The following is a 16646-nucleotide window of genomic DNA, read 5'->3' on the forward strand; positions in this document are numbered from 1 at the left end:
TGCGCCTGCTCATTCCTTCATGCCCCATTTTAGCAGGGTGCGGCGCTCGATCGTCTGGAAAACCAGGTTTTCGACAATAAGCCCGATGACGATCACAGTCAGCAGGCCGGCAAAGACCGAGGGGATGTCGAGAAGATTGCGGTTTTCGAAGATGAACCAGCCGAGGCCGCCCTGGCCGGAGGAGACGCCAAAGACGAGCTCGGCGGCGATCAGCGTGCGCCAGGAGAAGGCCCAGCCGATCTTCAGGCCCGTGAGGATCGACGGGAAGGCTGCGGGGATCAGGATGCGGAAGACATAAGACAGCCCCGTCAGCCCATAGTTGGCGCCGACCATGCGCAAGGTGCGCGAGACGCCGAGAAAGCCCGCATGTGTGTTGAGCGCAACAGCCCAGAGGACGGAATGTATGAGCACGAAGACGAGGCTTGCAGGTCCCAGCCCGAACCAGATGAGGGCGAGCGGCAGCAGCGAGATCGCCGGCAGCGGATTGAACATTGCCGTCATGGTTTCGAGAAAATCGGTGCCGATGCGGGTGTTGATCGCAACGACTGTCAGGACGGCGGCGAGCACCGTTCCCGAGATGTAGCCGGTCACCAATATCTTCAGTGTGGTCCAGATGCGGGCCGGCAGCACACCGTCGGCGAAACGGTCGTAAAGCGCCGTCAGCGTGTCGCTGAGCGTCGGAAACAGCAGCGGATTGTCGAGATGCCGGGCATAGGCTTCCCAGATGACGGCAAGGACGACGATCAGCAATGACTTGCGGAACAGGCCCGACTGCCAGAGCAGTTCCATCGCGCCGAGCTTCTGCTCGACGGCTGCGATATGGCCGGCGGTGTCCGTGGCCTGCGGTGCAAGGATGATCTGCGGTGCGCTCATGGCTTACTCCCTGTGACCCTGCTCGGCAAACAGCATGTGATGGATCTCCTGCTCCAGTTTGGCGGCGGCAGCGGGATCGTCGCGAACGGTTTCCACATCGCGCACTTCGGCCTTGACGCGGCCGGGATGAGGCGACAGCAGCAGGATGCGGTTGGAGATTTTGATCGCCTCGGCGATCGAATGCGTCACGAAGATGACGGTAAAGCGGGTATCTTCCCAGAGCTGCAGGAGTTCATCCTGCATTTGCCGGCGGGTGAGGGCATCGAGTGCGGCAAAGGGCTCGTCCATCAAGAGGATATCGGGCTGCATCGCCATGCCGCGGGCAATGGCAACGCGCTGTTTCATACCGCCCGACAGCATGTGCGGATAGGTATCGACCGCGCGGGTGAGCTTCACCTTCTCGATATAGTCGCGGGCGATGGCCTCCGCTTCGCTGCGCGGCAGACGGCGAGCGGTCGTCAGCGGAAACATGACGTTTTCCAGCACCGTCTTCCAGGGCAACAACTGGTCGAATTCCTGGAAGACCATCATGCGGTCGGCGCCGGGTTTCCTGACCGGTTGCCCCTTGATCTCGATCCGGCCCGTCACCGGCGTCATATATCCGCCGATGGCCTTCAGCAGGGTCGACTTTCCGCAGCCCGAGGGGCCGAGGAGGACGAAGCGGTCCGACTGGTCAACGGAGAAGCTGACGTTTTCCGTTGCGGTGATCAGCAGGTTCGGCGTCTTGTAGCGAAGCGTTACCTTGTCGACATTCAAGAGCGGCTTTGTGGTCATTGTTTCCGTGTTCGGCGTATCGGCCGCGAGTTTTGCCTGAAGCATGAGCCTTCTCCGAGAAATGGCTTGAAGGCGGCATTCGCGCCGCCCGCAGGCGTCAGTTGCCATTAAGATCGGCTGCTTCCGGCAGGTAATAGTCGGTCCAGGCCTTGGGCATCGTCTTCAACGTGCCGATCTTGTAGAGATGGGTCGCAAACTTCATGGTTCCCTGCGGATCCATGCGGAATTCCATCATGTGCGGCTCGTTGAGGATGGCCAACAGGTCCTCGACGCTGGTCTTGTCGCCGCTGACGGTCTTGTAGGCTTCCACGGCCGATTTCGGATCCTTCTTGATGAAGTCGATGGCTTCGGCGGTCGCCTCGCGCACAGCCTTGATGATGGTCGGGTTGGCGCTTGCAAATTGCGTCGTGGTGAAGAAGGTGCCCTGAGTCAACTCGCCACCAATGATGTCGCGGGAATCGACGACCTTGTGAACGCCCTGCTGTTTCAGTTCGAGATACTGGAAGGGCGGGGCGGAGAAGTGGTTCTTGACCTCATGGGTCTGGTTGGCAAGCGCTGCCATCGCGTCGGGGTGCCCGAGCTGCACCGTATTGGCGTCGAACTTGTGCACCTGGTCGTCGCCATACATTTGCGCGGCGGCCATCTGCAGCAGAATGGCTTGCGTCGAGACGCCGACGGTCGGCACGGCGATCTTGTCGCCCGGCTGAATGTCCTTCAGCGACTGGATGCGCGGATCGCGCGAGACCATGATGACCGGCTGAGCCGAATTGGTGACGATGCCCTTGACCTTGCCCTTGGTACGGTCCCAAAGCAGCAGGAGATTGCCGGTGCCGGTATTGACGATGTCGACATTGCCCGACAGCAGGGCATCGGTCTGGGCGCCACCGCCGCTGAAGGTACGCCATTCCACCTTGACGCCTTGCAGGCCATCCGCCGCCGCATGCTTCTCGATCAGCTTCTGCGTCTCCATCACATGGCTGGCGAGATAAAGAATGCCCGGCTGACGCGTGATCGAAATCTCCGTCTTTTCGGCCGCGCCAGCTGAAAAGGTGCCTGCGATCACCATGCCGACCGCGGTCAGACAGCGAATAAATCCTCTCATTTGCTCCTCCCGATTGATCCAACCCTTGAGAAATGAAGTTGGCTTACGCTAACTAAAGCACTAATGTATCAGTGCATCAAGCCCCGAATTGTGCTTAATGAGCAGATGCTCTCGATCAGAAAGGCCGCCAGTGAAGCTCAACCCGAAAGAATTCGCCCTCGATCGCTCCCGCCAAGTTGGGCCTCAGATCCTGGAGATACTGCGATCGCGCATTCTTTCGATGAGCCTGCCGCCGACGACGGTCTTGTCGCGGATCTCGCTGCAGAGCGAATTCAATGTCAGCCAGACCCCCGTGCGCGATGCCCTGATCCGGCTTGAGGAGGAGGGATTGGTGGAGGTCTATCCGCAATATGCGACGGTTGTTGCGAGGATCGATATCCGCAACGCAACGGAGGCGCATTTCCTGCGATTGTCGATCGAGCTGGAGGCCGTTCGCCGGCTGGCTGCCGAGTCGCCTGCAGAAACGGCAGCAATCCTCGAAGGCATCCTGGCTCGTCAGAAGCACGTGGTGTCGCAGGAAACCTACGATCTCTTCGACGTGCTCGACAAGGATTTCCATCGCGTTCTTTATGAGCGGGCGGGCATTCTCGGCCTGTGGTCGACGGTCCGGCGCCAGAGCGTGCATCTCGACCGGCTGCGCATGCTCAACCTGCCCATGCCGGGCAAGCTCGAGCAGATCATTGTCGACCATCAAGCCGTGGTCGATGCCGTGCGCTCAGCCGACGCGGAGGCCGCCGTCGCTGCCTTGCGCCGGCACCTGTCAGGCACCTTGTCGATCGTCGATCTCATTTGCGAACAATATCCGGATTATGTGAGCCGCTAGACCCGAATGTGATCGGATTGGCTGTGGTGCCGGCGAAGGGGCGATGTCGCCGTCAATCGTTAAGCAAGAGACGCCCTGGCTGGGCGTCAAAACGCATCGAACACATCATGACAGCGATAGTCTGCGGGTGTATATTCTCACTGTACTACTCAGGGAGGTGATGTTGGAAGCGCCCAATAGCCTTGTCGTTGATCTCCTGGTTTTCCTGAAAGCTGGTCCTCGACCTTATCACGAGGTCATGGATGCATGGCGGACCAGTTGTCCCCGATTGCCCATCTGGGAGGATGCGGTGGATCTTGGTCTTGTTGAGCGAGAGCAAGGCTTGGTCGTCCTCACCGAAGCGGGCAGGAAGCTGCTGCCATCGTAAAAGATTGCAATTTCCATTGATCAAGCCAGATAGGCTTCGCCCGAGTGTGGCGTCATTTCTTCGGTAACGTCGTGCTGCGGCCTTGATTGGACAGGGGCATTTCAGCTCTTCGCGCAGTCTTGAGATGTGGAGCAAGTACTTGCCTGCATTGGCTTGCGCCTCGCTTCATGCGACAAGCTTCGTAAGCAAACAGATCATGGAGTTCGCTTGACCATCGGGCTTGCGCATGCCGAGCTGATCGCGGTTCTGACGGCTGTTACGGGCAGCGATCCAAGGGTGATGACGGTGCGGTCGGGTGATGCCCTGCCGTCCGGCCCGTTCGAGCTCGGGCACCGCACGCTGCAAAGCGGATTGCGCGAATGGGTTCAGGATCAGACCGCCCATCCTGTCGGCTATCTGGAGCAGCTCTATACCTTTGCCGATCGCGATCGAAACAACGAAATCCTCGGCGGCCGCACGATTTCCATCAGCTATCTGGGGCTCGTGCGCGAGCAGGCTGCACCCGGCGGCGGCATGCCGGGCTGGCATGGCTGGTACGAATATCTTCCTTGGGAGGATCATCGCGATGGCCGCCCACCGATTCTCGATGATATCGCCGCTCGTCTCGCGCCATGGATCGAGGAGGATACGATGCGCAGCGGCCAGCGCCGCCGTCGCGCCGATTTCGATTTCGGGCTGAATGGGGCGGCATGGAACGAGGATCTCGTCCTGCAGCGCTATGAATTGCTTTACGAAGCACGTCTCGTCGCCGAGGCGGGCTGTGACCTCAGGCACAATTTCGGCAAGTCGATGTTTGCCGATCACCGCCGCATCCTTGCGACTGGCATGGCGCGGCTCAGGGCCAAGATCAAATATCGCCCCGTCGTCTTCGAACTCATGCCGGAAAATTTCACGCTGCTGCAATTGCAGAAAGCCGTCGAGGCGCTGGCCGGCTTGACGTTGCATAAGCAGAATTTCCGCCGGCTGATCGAACAGCAGGAACTGGTCGAGGAAACCGGCGGCACCGAAAGCGAAACAGGCGGTCGCCCTGCAAAGCTCTTCCGCTTCCGCCGCGCCGTGCTTGAAGAACGCGAATTCGCCGGAACGAAATTACCGCTCTCCCGCAATTGACATATGCTCAACACGAGAATATCTATTTGCGCATGATATACTCAAAATGAGTATAATAAGGAGCCGGCCATGAATCTTCCCGTATCCGCATCCTCCCTCTACGATCGTGTCAGTCGCGTCATCCCGAAAGCCGAATGGCTGTCGTTCCAGGATGATGTCGAGGCAATCCTCGAACTGAAGCGACGACACAACGCCGTCATTCTCGCGCATAATTACCAGACGCCGGAAATCTTCCATGGCGTTGCCGATATCGTCGGCGACAGCCTGGCGCTTGCCCGCAAGGCCGTGGAGGTCGATGCCGATATCATCGTGCTGGCCGGCGTGCATTTCATGGCCGAGACCGCCAAGTTGCTGAACCCGGAAAAGAAAGTACTGATCCCGGATATGGAAGCCGGCTGCTCGCTGGCGGAATCGATCACGCCCGAGGATATCGCCTTGTTGCGCCAAGCCCATCCCGGCGTGCCGGTCGTCACCTATGTCAATACATCGGCGGCCGTGAAGGCTGCCTCCGATATCTGCTGCACCTCGGGCAATGCCCGGCAGGTGGTGGAATCGCTTGGCGTGCCGAAGGTGTTGATGCTTCCCGACGAATATCTGGCGCGCAACGTGGCACGGGAAACGAATGTCGAGCTTATCGCCTGGCATGGGCACTGCGAAGTCCATGAGCTCTTCACCGCAGAGGATATCCGTCAGCTGCGCGAAAATTATCCGGGCGTGACGGTGCTTGCCCATCCGGAATGCCCGCCTGACGTTGTCGAGGCCGCGGATTTCGCCGGCTCGACCGCCGTCATGTCCGACTATGTCGGCAAGAAGCATCCGGCGCGTGTCGTACTGCTCACCGAATGTTCGATGAGCGACAATGTCGCCGTGCATCATCCGGATGTGGAGTTCATCCGACCCTGCAATCTCTGCCCGCACATGAAGCGCATTACCCTCGGCAATATCCGTAAGGCATTGGAAGAAGGGCAGCACGAGGTGACCGTCGATCCCGCAATTGCCGCCGACGCCCGTCGCGCAGTGGAAAGGATGCTGGCGATATGAGCGAGATCCTCGAAGAATTGAGCGGCCGCATCGTCATCGTCGGCAGCGGTCTGGCCGGGCTGATGACGGCGCTGACATTGGCGCCCGAACCGACCGTGATCGTCACCCGTGCCCTGATCGGTGCGGAGACATCGAGCGCCTGGGCACAAGGCGGCATCGCCGCCAGCATCGGCGAGGGCGATAGCGCCGCCTTGCATCTTGCCGATACGCTGGCTGCCGGGGATGGGCTTTGCGACGCGAAGGTGGCGGCAAGGATCGTCGCCGAAGCGCCTGCTGCCATCGCTGCCTTGGCGCAGGCAGGTGTCGAATTCGATCGCAATGATGCCGGCGAATTATCCCTTGGCCTGGAAGCCGCTCATTCGCTGCGGCGCATCGTGCATTCCAAGGGAGATGGCTCCGGTGCCGCCATTGTTCGCGCGCTTGCCGAGGCGGTTGCCCGCACACCGTCGATCACCGTGCTGGAAGGTTATCAGGCGCAACGTCTGTTGCTGGATGGCGATCGCGTCACCGGCCTTCTGTGCCTGACCGAGAAAGGCAGCGTCGTTCTGCCGTCGTCGCGCATCGTTCTCGCCACGGGTGGTATTGGCGGCCTGTTCGATGCCACGACCAACCCGATCGGCAATTTCGGACAGGGGATTGCGCTTGCGGCGCGCGCGGGCGCGCAGCTCGCTGATATGGAATTCGTGCAATTCCATCCGACGGCTCTCGATAGCCGCAGACGCCCCCTGGCGCTTGTCAGCGAGGCAGTGCGCGGCGAGGGCGCTCTTCTGGTCAACGAAAGCGGTGTGCGTTTCATGGCAGGGGTAGACGGCGCCGAGCTTGCGCCGCGCGATGTTGTCGCGCGTGCTATCAGCGCGGAGATTGCCCGCGGCGGCAAGGTATTCCTCGATGCGCGAAATGCCCTCGGCAACCGCTTCGCCACACGCTTTCCGGTCATCGAGGCTCTTTGCCACGAGGCAGGCGTCGATCCCGCGAGCGATCTCATTCCGGTGCGCCCGGCTGTTCACTATCACATGGGCGGCGTGGCGACCGACGAGAATGGCCGCAGTTCGTTACCCGGCCTCTGGGTCGTGGGTGAAGCGGCGTCGACGGGGTTGCACGGCGCCAACCGCCTTGCCAGCAACTCCCTACTGGAAGCTGCCGTCATGGGCATAAGGGCGGCCCGCGATGTCGCCGGCTCGGACACGAGCCGCAGAAAATTGTCGGGCCATCTTCCCGAGACGTTCGCGCCGGACCTGACGTTTGTCCGGCCGATCGTGTCGCGCCATCTCGGCGTGCTGCGCAATGGCGGTGCTATTCATGGCGCGATCGCGACACTCCTGCCGCTATGCGAGACCGAGAGCCCGGCAACTGACCCGGCGCTAGTGGCCTTGCTGATCGCCGTCTTCGCAAGTCTCAGGACGGAGTCGCGCGGCGCCCATGCCCGCACGGACTTTCCGCTGAAGCTGCATCATGCGCAGCGCCGCATGATGAGCCTCTCCGATGCCCTGGATATCGCCAGGTCCGTCATTCCCTATTCTGTCGCAAGGAGTGCCTGACATGACACTTGCTCCCCTCCCACGCCTGATTGTCGAACCGCTGGTGCGCAATGCACTGGTCGAAGATCTCGGTCTTGCCGGCGACGTGACGTCCACCGCTGTCATCCCCGCGGAACATCGCTCCCGTGTCGCGATGGTGACCCGCCAGCCGGGCGTCGTCGCAGGTCTTGATGCCTCCGAACTCGCCTTTCAACTGGTGGACCCAGCCATTGTCATGACCCGTCATGTGCCCGACGGCACGAAAGTCAAAGCGGGCGATGTGATCGCAACGATTGAGGGAGCATCCCGCGGTTTGCTGACGGCGGAGCGCACCGCGCTCAATTTCCTCGGCCACCTCTCTGGCATTGCTTCTGTGACCGGCGGCATCGTCGAGGCGATTGCCGGCACGAAGGCGTCGATCGTCTGCACGCGCAAGACGACACCGGGTCTCCGTGCTCTGGAAAAATACGCCGTGCGCGCCGGCGGTGGCATGAACCATCGCTTCGCGCTTTATGATGCTGTGCTGATCAAAGACAATCACGTCGCCATTGCCGGCGGCATCGCCGAGGCCATCCATCGCGCCAAGGCGGGCGTAGGTCATATGGTCAAGATCGAAGTCGAGGTGGATACGCTGGTGCAGCTTCGCGAAGCCATGCAGGAAGGCGTCGATGCCGTGCTGCTCGACAATATGACGCCGGATCAACTTCGCGAGGCGGTCGATATCGTCGGCGGTCGGGCCATTACCGAAGCGTCCGGCCGCATCACGCCGTCAACCGCTGCGGCGATCGCCGCCTCCGGCGTCGATCTCATCTCTGTCGGCTGGCTGACGCATAGCGCGCCAACGCTCGACATCGGGCTGGACTGGAAGGCGGCGGCTTGAGGCAGGCAGCGCAAGACTGTGCATTGCCGGCTCAGACGATGACCGGCACCTGCGCGCCATCCATGCTGATGACGACGCCGGTGACGTAACCCGCCTTCGCTGAACTCAGGAAGGCGACCACATTGGCGATATCGGCCGGAGTCGCCATGCGGCCGATCGGGATGCGCTTCAGTGCATCGGCAAGCGCTTCCTCCTCGGTCGAGCCGGAAGCCTTCGCCGCCGCCTTGAGGCCTTCGGCAACGCGATCGGTTTCTGTAAGACCAGGATTGAGGCCGATGACGCGCACGCCCTTGCCGGCATAGGCATTGGCAAGCCCGACGCTTGCGAGCATGAGCGCGGCATTGGCCGATCCGCCGGCCAGATGGACGGGCGAGGCGATCTTGCCGCCGTTGCCGATGATATTGATCATAGCACCCGATCCGCGAGCGCCCATGCGCTTGATCACGGGGTCGATGACATTGATGTATGAAAAATACTTCGCGTCCATCGCGGCCCGCCAGATGGCTGGCGTTAGTTCCTCCGCCGGTGTGCGGGCCGCGGCGCCGGCGCTGTTGACGAGGATATCGATCGGCCCGATCTCTGCTTCGACTTTATCAACGACTGAAAGTGCTTGTGCGTCGGAGATCAGGTCGGCGGCATGGCCATGCACGCCGGGAAGCTTCGAAAGAGCCGCATCGATATTGGACTGCGAACGCGAGCAGATCGCGACCTGGGCGCCTTCCTGCCGGAAGAGTTCGGCGCAGGCATAACCAATGCCTTTCGAGCCGCCCGTGATCAGAACGACCTTATCCTTGAGGCCGAGGTCCATGGAATCTCTCCTGTGTGATTTGCTGGGGCGCTAAGCTACGTCCCGACATCGCCATCGTACAGGGGCGCCGTCGTCACAGCTTGGTTACCGGCGATCCTATGAAAGACGCTTGGCCTTCAGTACGGAAACTGCGGTTTCGCTATTATGGACATAGTCATTGGCATCGGGCTGACGCTGCACCAGCAGAATGAACAGCAGGTCCGTCAGCATCAGCTGTGCGTCGCGGGCGGTGATCGATGACGAGCGAACACGATCCTCGTCGCCGACGGTGTGAAGGCAGATATCGGCGACGCGCGCAAGCGGGTTGTCCTGCAGGCCGGTGACGGCAATGACAGTTGCCTGGCGCTGGCTTGCCAGCTCCGCGATCCGCAAGGTTTCGATGCTGGCGCCGGAATAGGAAAGAGCAAAGAGCAGGTCGTCCGGCCCGAGCGTCGACGCATTGGCCATCTGCACATGACTGTCGCTGTCATGCAGCACATTGCGGCCAAGTTTCATCAGCTTGTATGAAAAATCGCGCGCCACCAGCGACGAGGCGCCGACACCGGTGAGATGGATGCGCCGGGCATCATGAAGCGCTTCGAGCGCCTTTTCGATGTCGGCTTCGTTGTTGACGGAGATGGTCTGCTGCATGGCCTGCATCTTGCTGCCGAGCAGCTTCTGCAGGATCGTGAGATAGCCGTCGCCCACTTCGATCGTGCCATGGATCATGCCAGCCGGCGCCTGCCATTCCTGCGCCTTGGCCTCGCTGACGGCAAGCTTCAATTCCTGATAGCCAGCATAGCCGAGCTTTTGGCTGAACTTGACGACGCTCGACTGGCTGCGGCCGGTTTCGACTGCGAGTGCCGCTGAGGACAGGCGCAGCATCTGGTCGGGATTGTCGATGATGAACTGTCCGATCTGGCGATCGGCGGGAGCCATGGTTTCGAGCTGCGCGCTGATTTTCTTTAAAATCGACATTTGTCCCTTCGCGCCATCGAGGCTGCTTTACCCGTCGACACGAGCACACCGAAAATAGCATCCGGTTCAAGCTCGGCAATCTCGCTTCTTGCAATCGGACATTATCACAGCAAATTGGAATAAAAAATTCCAATTCCGATTGACACAATGGAATGGTCGATTAGTCTTTCGAGGAAACGCGTGAAGGACTCGTGGCGTCCTCGCCTTTCTTCGACGGATTTTCATCATGGACAGACTTCGCATCTCCGGCGGCAAGAGGTTGCAGGGCGCGGTGACCATCGCTGGCGCTAAAAATGCCGCATTGCCGCAGATCGCCGCAGCACTTTTGAGCTCGCATCCGCTCGAACTGACCAATCTGCCATCAGTCAGCGACGTTGAGAATATGCTTGGTGTCATTACCCTCCACGGCGCCAAGATCGCCCGTGGGCCGCACGGCACGACGATCGATGCAAGCGACATCGTCTCAAAGGAAACTTCCTATGATACGGTCAGGCGCATGCGGGCGACCGTGCTGGTGCTGGCGCCGCTGCTTGCCCGTTTCGGCCATGCGCGTGTTTCACTTCCCGGCGGCTGCGCCATCGGCGCGCGGCCCGTCGATATGCACATAAAGGCGCTCTCGACGCTGGGTGCCGATATCGGGATCGAAAGCGGTCTGATCGTCGCTTCGGCCGCAAACGGGCTGAAGGGCGCGCGGATCGTCTTGAGCTCGCCGTCCGTCGGTGCGACGGAAACGGCAATGATGGCCGCCTGCACGGCCAAGGGCGAAACCGAGATTTTGAACGCCGCCCGCGAACCGGAGGTGGCCGATCTTGCGGCTTGCTTGAGCGCCATGGGCGCGCGGATAGAGGGGGCGGGGACGCATCGCATCCTCATCGATGGCGACACCAGCTGGCGCCCTGCCAAGCATCACGGCATCCCCGACCGCATCGAAGCCGGCACTTATGCCGTGGCAGCGGCGATTACAGGCGGGCAGCTCGAGCTTATCCACGCGCGGCTGGAAAATCTGGCCTCCGTCGTTCAGGCGCTTGAGGCCATGGGTGTCAGCGTCTGGCCGAGCGATCGCGGCCTGGTCGTTTCCAGAGATGGTCCACTCAGGGGAGCCGACATCACCACGGAGCCCTATCCGGGCTTTCCGACGGATTTGCAGGCGCAATTCATGGCGCTTTCCTGCTGCGCCGAAGGTGCGTCGCTGATCCGCGAGACGGTGTTCGAAAATCGCTTCATGCATGTGCCGGAGCTGATGCGCCTCGGCGCCAACATCACACTACAGGGGACGACGGCACTGGTGCGCGGCGGCGCGCCGCTGAAAGGCGCGCAGGTGATGGCGACGGATCTGCGCGCCTCCGTATCGCTGGTGCTCGCAGCCCTCGTTTCGGAAGGCGAAACCATCGTCAACCGCGTCTATCATCTCGACCGCGGCTATGAGCAGCTCGATCGCAAATTGCGGCTGTGCGGCGCCGATATCGAACGGTTGACGTCATGACAGCCGCATTGGAAAACATCTCCTATTTTCTCGGCGTCGATGGCGGTGGAACCGGCTGCCGGGCGCGCATCGAGGATGCTGAAGGCACGGTCTTGGGGCAGGGACTGTCCGGGCCAGCAACGACCCGGCTCGGGATTGCCGAAGCATGGGCGTCCATTTCACGAGCCTCTGACGCCGCCATCGAGGAGGCTGGGCTAGCGGCTTCTGACCTCTGCCGCATCCATGCCGGTATCGGACTGGCCGGGATCGGCCGCAAGGGCGCGCTTGCGGCCCTGAAGGCGATAGAACATCCATTTGCCAGCATCGCTTTCATCAGCGACGGCGAGGGGGCTTGCCTCGGTGCCCATTCCGGTCGTGATGGCGCCATCGTGATTGCCGGGACGGGCTCGATCGGGCTCGGTCTCGTCGAAGGGCAGCAATTGCGGGTCGGCGGCTATGGTTTTCCGATATCGGATGAGGGCAGCGGCGCCTATCTCGGGCTGAAGGCGGTGCAGCTGGCACTGCGTGCCCACGATGGACGTGAGCAGAAGACCGCGTTGCTCGCCGAAATCATGCAGCGTTTCCAGAACGATCCGATGGAGGCGGTCGCCTGGATGGACCGGGCATCGGCGACGGACTACGCGGCTCTTGCGCCGATGGTCCTGCGTCATGCCGATCAAGGCGATGCTGTCGCGCGGCGGATCGTGCAGAGCGCCGCCGGCCATATCGATACGCTGGTTCGCACGCTGTTCGATAAGGGAGCGCCGCGTGTATGTCTACTCGGCGGTCTCGCAAGTCCGCTCGAGCCCTGGCTTTCGCCCGATGTGCGCCGCCGCTTGAAGCCGATCGACGGCGATGCAGTCTCCGGCGCGATCATTCTGGCCAGGCGATCCGCTGAGTAAGCGCCATAGGTTTTACAGATAGAGAAGGCACCTTCCATATATTGGACTGGCGAAGCCGCAGCCGCTAGAAGAGAGCATGCCTAAGCCAGCCATCGTTTTCCTTCCAGGCCTTCTCTGCGATGCCCGCATCTGGCGGGATCAGGCAGATGAGATTGCAGATCTCGCTGATCCATTCATCGCCGATCTTACGTTGGACGAGAGTGTCGATGCCATAGCGGTGCGGGTGCTCAGTTCCGCGCCAGATCGCTTCGTGCTTGCCGGTATTTCCATGGGCGGCTATGTGGCTTTCGAAATCATGCGGCAGGCGCCCGAACGCGTTCTGGGATTGGCGCTTTTTGACACAAGCGCGGCGCCTGATACGCCGGCGCGAGCAGCCCGCAGGCGGGCAGGCATGGATTCCTTGAAAGTCGGGCGATTTGCCGGTGTCACGCGAAAGCTCCTGCCGGAGCTTGTGCATGAGCGTCATCTGGACGGCCCGGTTGCAACGGAACTCCAGGCCATGGCGGCTCGAGTGGGTGGCGAAGCATTCCTGCGACAGCAGCAAGCCATTCTCGACCGGCCCGATTCCCGACTGCTGCTGCCTTTGATCTCGGTGCCGACACTGGTTGCCGTCGGTGACAGAGACGTGCTGACGCCGCCGGCGGACTCGCTCGATATCCATATCGGCATCAGGACTTCGCAATTCGTGCTGATGCGTGACTGTGGGCATCTCCCCGCAATCGAGCAGCCGCAGGAAACCACCGAATTGCTCAAGGGCCTTCTGAAGAGGATTGTTGCATGACGCCAGAAAATCGCCTCGCCACCTACGGCACGCTTGCGCCGGGCCGCGTCAACCACCATCAGCTTGAAGGGCTTGCTGGTACATGGACCCAAGGGACGGTTCGCGGAAGGTTGCTGGAATCCGGTTGGGGCGCGGCGTTAGGCTATCCGGGGCTCGAACTTACCGATGATGGCGATGAGATCGACGTCTTCCTCTTCGAATCCACAGATCTTCCGGCACATTGGGAGCGGCTCGATGCCTTCGAGGGCGAGGGCTACTGCCGTGTGATCGCAACGGTCCGTACCGACGATGGTGACTCTCAGGCGTTCATTTACGTGCTTGCACCTCACCGATGATTATTGACGGTTTGGTCGAAGCCTAAATTCCATCCGAAATGCAGAGACCGCACGAAGGCGTCCGTCTCTTTCCGATGCTGCCTTGCCACGACTATGAGCGGCCATTTTTGTTCGCCCAAGATGGAATATTTTATTCCTTAATAGATTGACGAAAGGAATAAACAGACATAATGTTAACCTAGGTAAACAGGGAATGGACGGGGAGCGAAGCCAAAAAGGCCATCCTCAGTCCCGGCAGACTTCGGTCGTCCGTCTGACTGAAAACCGATCTTTGCTGCGGCAAGCCCGATCTTGAACTGATCGAACTTGCCACTCTGACCTATTGATATCGAAGCGTTATTCGCGAGCAGGCCCATGACAGAGCAGAAGTTGATTTCCGAACTGGAGCAGTTGGTTTCCGAAGGGCGCAATCCGAATACGATGCATATCGATCTCTTGCCGACCTTCGATATCCTGCGCGAGATCAACTATGAGGATCAGACGGTGCCGGTTGCCGTTGAGAAGGTCATCCCGGCAATCGCCGCCGCCGTCAATCAGATCGTGGCTGCTTTTCAGAAGGGTGGCCGGCTGATCTATATGGGCGCCGGCACCAGCGGCCGGCTTGGCGTTCTCGATGCTTCCGAATGCCCGCCGACCTTCAGCGTGCCGCCCGACATGGTCGTCGGCCTGATCGCTGGCGGCCCAGATGCGCTGCGGCGCTCGATCGAAGGTGCCGAGGACGATCCGGAGCAGGGGCGTCAGGCGCTGGAAGAGGTTAAGCTGAGCAAGGACGATGTCGTGGTCGGCATCGCCGTTAGCGGCCGCACCCCTTATGTCATTGGCGGCCTGAACTACGCCAAGGATATCGGCGCCTTTACGGTGGCGCTCTCCTGCAATCCGAACTCCATCATCGCCGGCATTGCCGATCTTGCCATTTCGCCTGTCGTCGGCCCGGAAATCCTGACCGGCTCGACCCGGCTCAAGTCGGGCACGGCGCAAAAACTCATTCTCAACATGCTGACGACGGCAAGCATGATCCGCATCGGCAAGAGCTACCAGAACCTGATGGTCGATGTCAGCGCCAGCAACAAGAAGCTCGTGGCGCGCGCCTCGCGCATCGTCATGCAGGCGACCGGCTGCACGCAGCAGGAAGCGCGCCGCGTGCTCGATCTGACCGGCAACGACGTCAAGCTTGCCATTCTGATCGAAATTACCGGGATGGGCATTGAAGAAGCCCGCGCGGCATTGCAAAACGCTGATGGATTCCTGCGCAAGGCCATCAACGCTCGGACTGCTTGAGACAATCAATAGGCTAAAATCGGCCGGGGACATTTAAAAAATTTGGAGGACTGAACGTGAAAGCGAATTTTGGAAAGACGCTGATTTCGGGAGTAGCACTGGCCGTGGGGATCGGTCTGGCGACCGTCGCGATTCCGGCGCAGGCAGCGACATTGCGCATGGCATGGTCGCAGGACGCGACCGGGCTCGACCCGCACAAGCAAACGGCCTTCTCTTCCATTCGCCTGCTGGAACTGATCTACGAACCGCTCGTTCGCCTGGATGGCAATCTGCAGATCGTGCCCGGTGTAGCCGAAAGCTGGCAGTTCGCGCCCGATGGCAAGCAACTGACCTTCAAGCTCAACGCCAAGGCAAAATTCCAGAATGGCGCGTCGGTAACTTCGGCCGACGTCAAGGCCTCGTTCCAGCGCATTCTTGATCAAGCGACTGCCGCCGTTGCCCGAGCAAACTTCCTGTCGATCGCGAGCATCGACACGCCCGATGCCAATACTGTTGTCTTCAACCTCTCGCAGCCCGACGTTCCGCTTCTGACGGCCATGACGAGCCTCAATGCGGCGGTGGTTCCAGCAAGCGAAATCACCGCCGGCACCATCGGCACGAAGGCGATCGGCTCCGGCCCCTTCAAGCTCGATAGCTGGGTTCCGAATTCCAAGGAAGTGCTGACCGCCAACAAGGACTGGGCAGGCGGCGCCACCGGCGTCGACGGTATCAACATCAGCGTGCTGCCGGATGAAACGGCGATCCTTGCTTCGCTGCGCACCGGCCAGATCGATTTTGCGCTGCTGAACGATCCGCTCGTGGCAACGCTGGTGCCGAAGGAGCCGAAGCTGCAGCTTACCCGCACGCCGATCCTCTCCTACAACGTCCTGCAGCTCAACCCATCGCGCAAGCCGATGGATCAGCTCGCTGTGCGCCAGGCGATTTCCTGCGCCATCGACCGCAAGGATGTGATGGATACGGCGGCTCTCGGCGAGGGCAAGGTGACCGGGCCGTTGACGATGCCGCTCTATGCAACCGATCCCAGCAAGCTCTTCTGCTACACGCGTGATGTCGCCAAGGCGAAGAAGCTGATGGCCGATGCCGGTTTTGCCAACGGCTTTTCGGCAACCGTCATCGCCGCAACCGGTGAACCGCCGACGGCCACGGCCGAAGCACAGGTCATCCAGTCGCAGCTCGCCGAAATCGGCATCAAGCTCGACATCAAGGTGATGGAACTCAATGTCTATGTCGACACGTGGCTCAAGGGCAATTTCGACATGGCGGTTGCGCTCAATGGCGGCAGTGCCGATCCCTATTCGATGTACAACCGTTACTGGACGAAATCGGGCAACCTGCAGAAGGTCGCCAACTATATCGACGACACGCTCGATAGCCTGATGCAGAAGGGCCGCGCCGAGACCGATCCGGCCAAGCGCAAGGAGATCTTCGCCGAGTTCGAAAAGCATCTCGCCGAAGTCTCGCCGTGGATCTGGCTCTACACGGCCTACGGCTATACGGCCGAGCAGAAGAACGTGGAAGGCTTCGTGCCGACGCCGACTGGCTCGCTGTTCGGTCTGAGCAAGGTTTCGATCAAGTAACGATGAGCGGGACCTAGAGCGCTTCCCTTTTGAATCATATCATGGAAGCGCTCTATCTC

Annotated in this window: 16 protein-coding genes; 11 read left to right on the forward strand and 5 right to left on the reverse strand. The window is 60.7% G+C overall.

Annotated elements, in window-relative coordinates; all coding sequences use genetic code 11:
• Positions 1-9 precede the first annotated feature (9 nt).
• From AC13Q5_RS17570 to AC13Q5_RS17580, 3 genes are read right to left on the reverse strand one after another with little or no spacing between them, the layout of a single operon-like run.
• Positions 10-873, reverse strand: coding sequence for an ABC transporter permease (locus AC13Q5_RS17570; protein ID WP_075854024.1), 864 nt, complete (start codon positions 871-873; stop codon positions 10-12).
• 3 nt (positions 874-876) lie between these two features.
• Positions 877-1692, reverse strand: a complete 816-nt coding sequence (locus tag AC13Q5_RS17575) for an ABC transporter ATP-binding protein (RefSeq protein WP_075854025.1) — start codon at positions 1690-1692, stop codon at positions 877-879.
• 52 nt (positions 1693-1744) lie between these two features.
• Positions 1745-2749: an ABC transporter substrate-binding protein gene (locus AC13Q5_RS17580; protein ID WP_488502584.1), complete on the reverse strand. Its 1005-nt coding sequence runs from the start codon at positions 2747-2749 to the stop codon at positions 1745-1747.
• A 130-nt stretch (positions 2750-2879) separates the two neighbouring features.
• Between AC13Q5_RS17580 and AC13Q5_RS17585 the strand changes: the two genes are divergently transcribed.
• From AC13Q5_RS17585 to nadC, 5 genes are all read left to right on the forward strand, one after another.
• Positions 2880-3572, forward strand: a complete 693-nt coding sequence (locus AC13Q5_RS17585) for a GntR family transcriptional regulator (RefSeq protein ID WP_488502585.1) — start codon at positions 2880-2882, stop codon at positions 3570-3572.
• 574 nt (positions 3573-4146) lie between these two features.
• Positions 4147-5049, forward strand: coding sequence for an NUDIX hydrolase (locus AC13Q5_RS17590; protein ID WP_488502586.1), 903 nt, complete (start codon positions 4147-4149; stop codon positions 5047-5049).
• 69 nt (positions 5050-5118) lie between these two features.
• Positions 5119-6090 carry a quinolinate synthase NadA gene (nadA, locus tag AC13Q5_RS17595; protein WP_075854029.1) on the forward strand — a complete coding sequence of 324 codons (972 nt, stop codon included), beginning with the start codon at positions 5119-5121 and terminating at the stop codon, positions 6088-6090.
• On the forward strand, positions 6087-7628 hold the full coding sequence (locus AC13Q5_RS17600; RefSeq protein ID WP_488502587.1) for an L-aspartate oxidase: 1542 nt from the start codon (positions 6087-6089) through the stop codon (positions 7626-7628). The genes nadA and AC13Q5_RS17600 overlap by 4 nt, the downstream gene beginning before the upstream one ends.
• A 1-nt stretch (position 7629) precedes the next feature.
• Positions 7630-8487: a carboxylating nicotinate-nucleotide diphosphorylase gene (gene nadC, locus AC13Q5_RS17605; RefSeq protein ID WP_488502588.1), complete on the forward strand. Its 858-nt coding sequence runs from the start codon at positions 7630-7632 to the stop codon at positions 8485-8487.
• 31 nt (positions 8488-8518) lie between these two features.
• Here the strand turns inward: nadC and AC13Q5_RS17610 are convergent, their stop codons facing one another.
• Both AC13Q5_RS17610 and AC13Q5_RS17615 read right to left on the reverse strand, forming a co-directional pair.
• On the reverse strand, positions 8519-9295 hold the full coding sequence (locus tag AC13Q5_RS17610) for an SDR family oxidoreductase (RefSeq protein WP_488502589.1): 777 nt from the start codon (positions 9293-9295) through the stop codon (positions 8519-8521).
• 96 nt (positions 9296-9391) lie between these two features.
• On the reverse strand, positions 9392-10252 hold the full coding sequence (locus tag AC13Q5_RS17615; RefSeq protein ID WP_488502590.1) for a MurR/RpiR family transcriptional regulator: 861 nt from the start codon (positions 10250-10252) through the stop codon (positions 9392-9394).
• A gap of 226 nt (positions 10253-10478) precedes the next feature.
• Between AC13Q5_RS17615 and murA the strand changes: the two genes are divergently transcribed.
• The 6 genes from murA (at position 10479) to AC13Q5_RS17645 (ending at position 16587) form a co-directional block, all read left to right on the forward strand.
• The gene (gene murA / locus AC13Q5_RS17620) at positions 10479-11735 is read left to right on the forward strand and encodes a UDP-N-acetylglucosamine 1-carboxyvinyltransferase (protein WP_457879583.1); all 1257 of its coding nucleotides are present in this window, start codon (positions 10479-10481) and stop codon (positions 11733-11735) included.
• Positions 11732-12616, forward strand: a complete 885-nt coding sequence (locus AC13Q5_RS17625; protein ID WP_488502591.1) for a glucosamine kinase nucleotide-binding domain-containing protein — start codon at positions 11732-11734, stop codon at positions 12614-12616. Before murA ends, AC13Q5_RS17625 begins: the two co-directional genes overlap by 4 nt.
• 76 nt (positions 12617-12692) lie before the next feature.
• The gene (locus tag AC13Q5_RS17630) at positions 12693-13397 is read left to right on the forward strand and encodes an alpha/beta fold hydrolase (protein WP_488502592.1); all 705 of its coding nucleotides are present in this window, start codon (positions 12693-12695) and stop codon (positions 13395-13397) included.
• Positions 13394-13732 (forward strand): gamma-glutamylcyclotransferase family protein, encoded by a 339-nt coding sequence (locus AC13Q5_RS17635; RefSeq protein WP_075854037.1) that lies wholly within the window; start codon positions 13394-13396, stop codon positions 13730-13732. Before AC13Q5_RS17630 ends, AC13Q5_RS17635 begins: the two co-directional genes overlap by 4 nt.
• A 354-nt stretch (positions 13733-14086) precedes the next feature.
• Entirely contained in the window at positions 14087-15010 is a 924-nt protein-coding gene (murQ, locus tag AC13Q5_RS17640; protein ID WP_488502593.1) for an N-acetylmuramic acid 6-phosphate etherase, read from the forward strand.
• A 56-nt stretch (positions 15011-15066) separates the two neighbouring features.
• Entirely contained in the window at positions 15067-16587 is a 1521-nt protein-coding gene (locus AC13Q5_RS17645; RefSeq protein WP_488502594.1) for an ABC transporter substrate-binding protein, read from the forward strand.
• Positions 16588-16646: the final 59 nt, after the last annotated feature.

The sequence above is a fragment of the Martinezella sp. CNPSo 3964 genome (assembly GCF_057784375.1).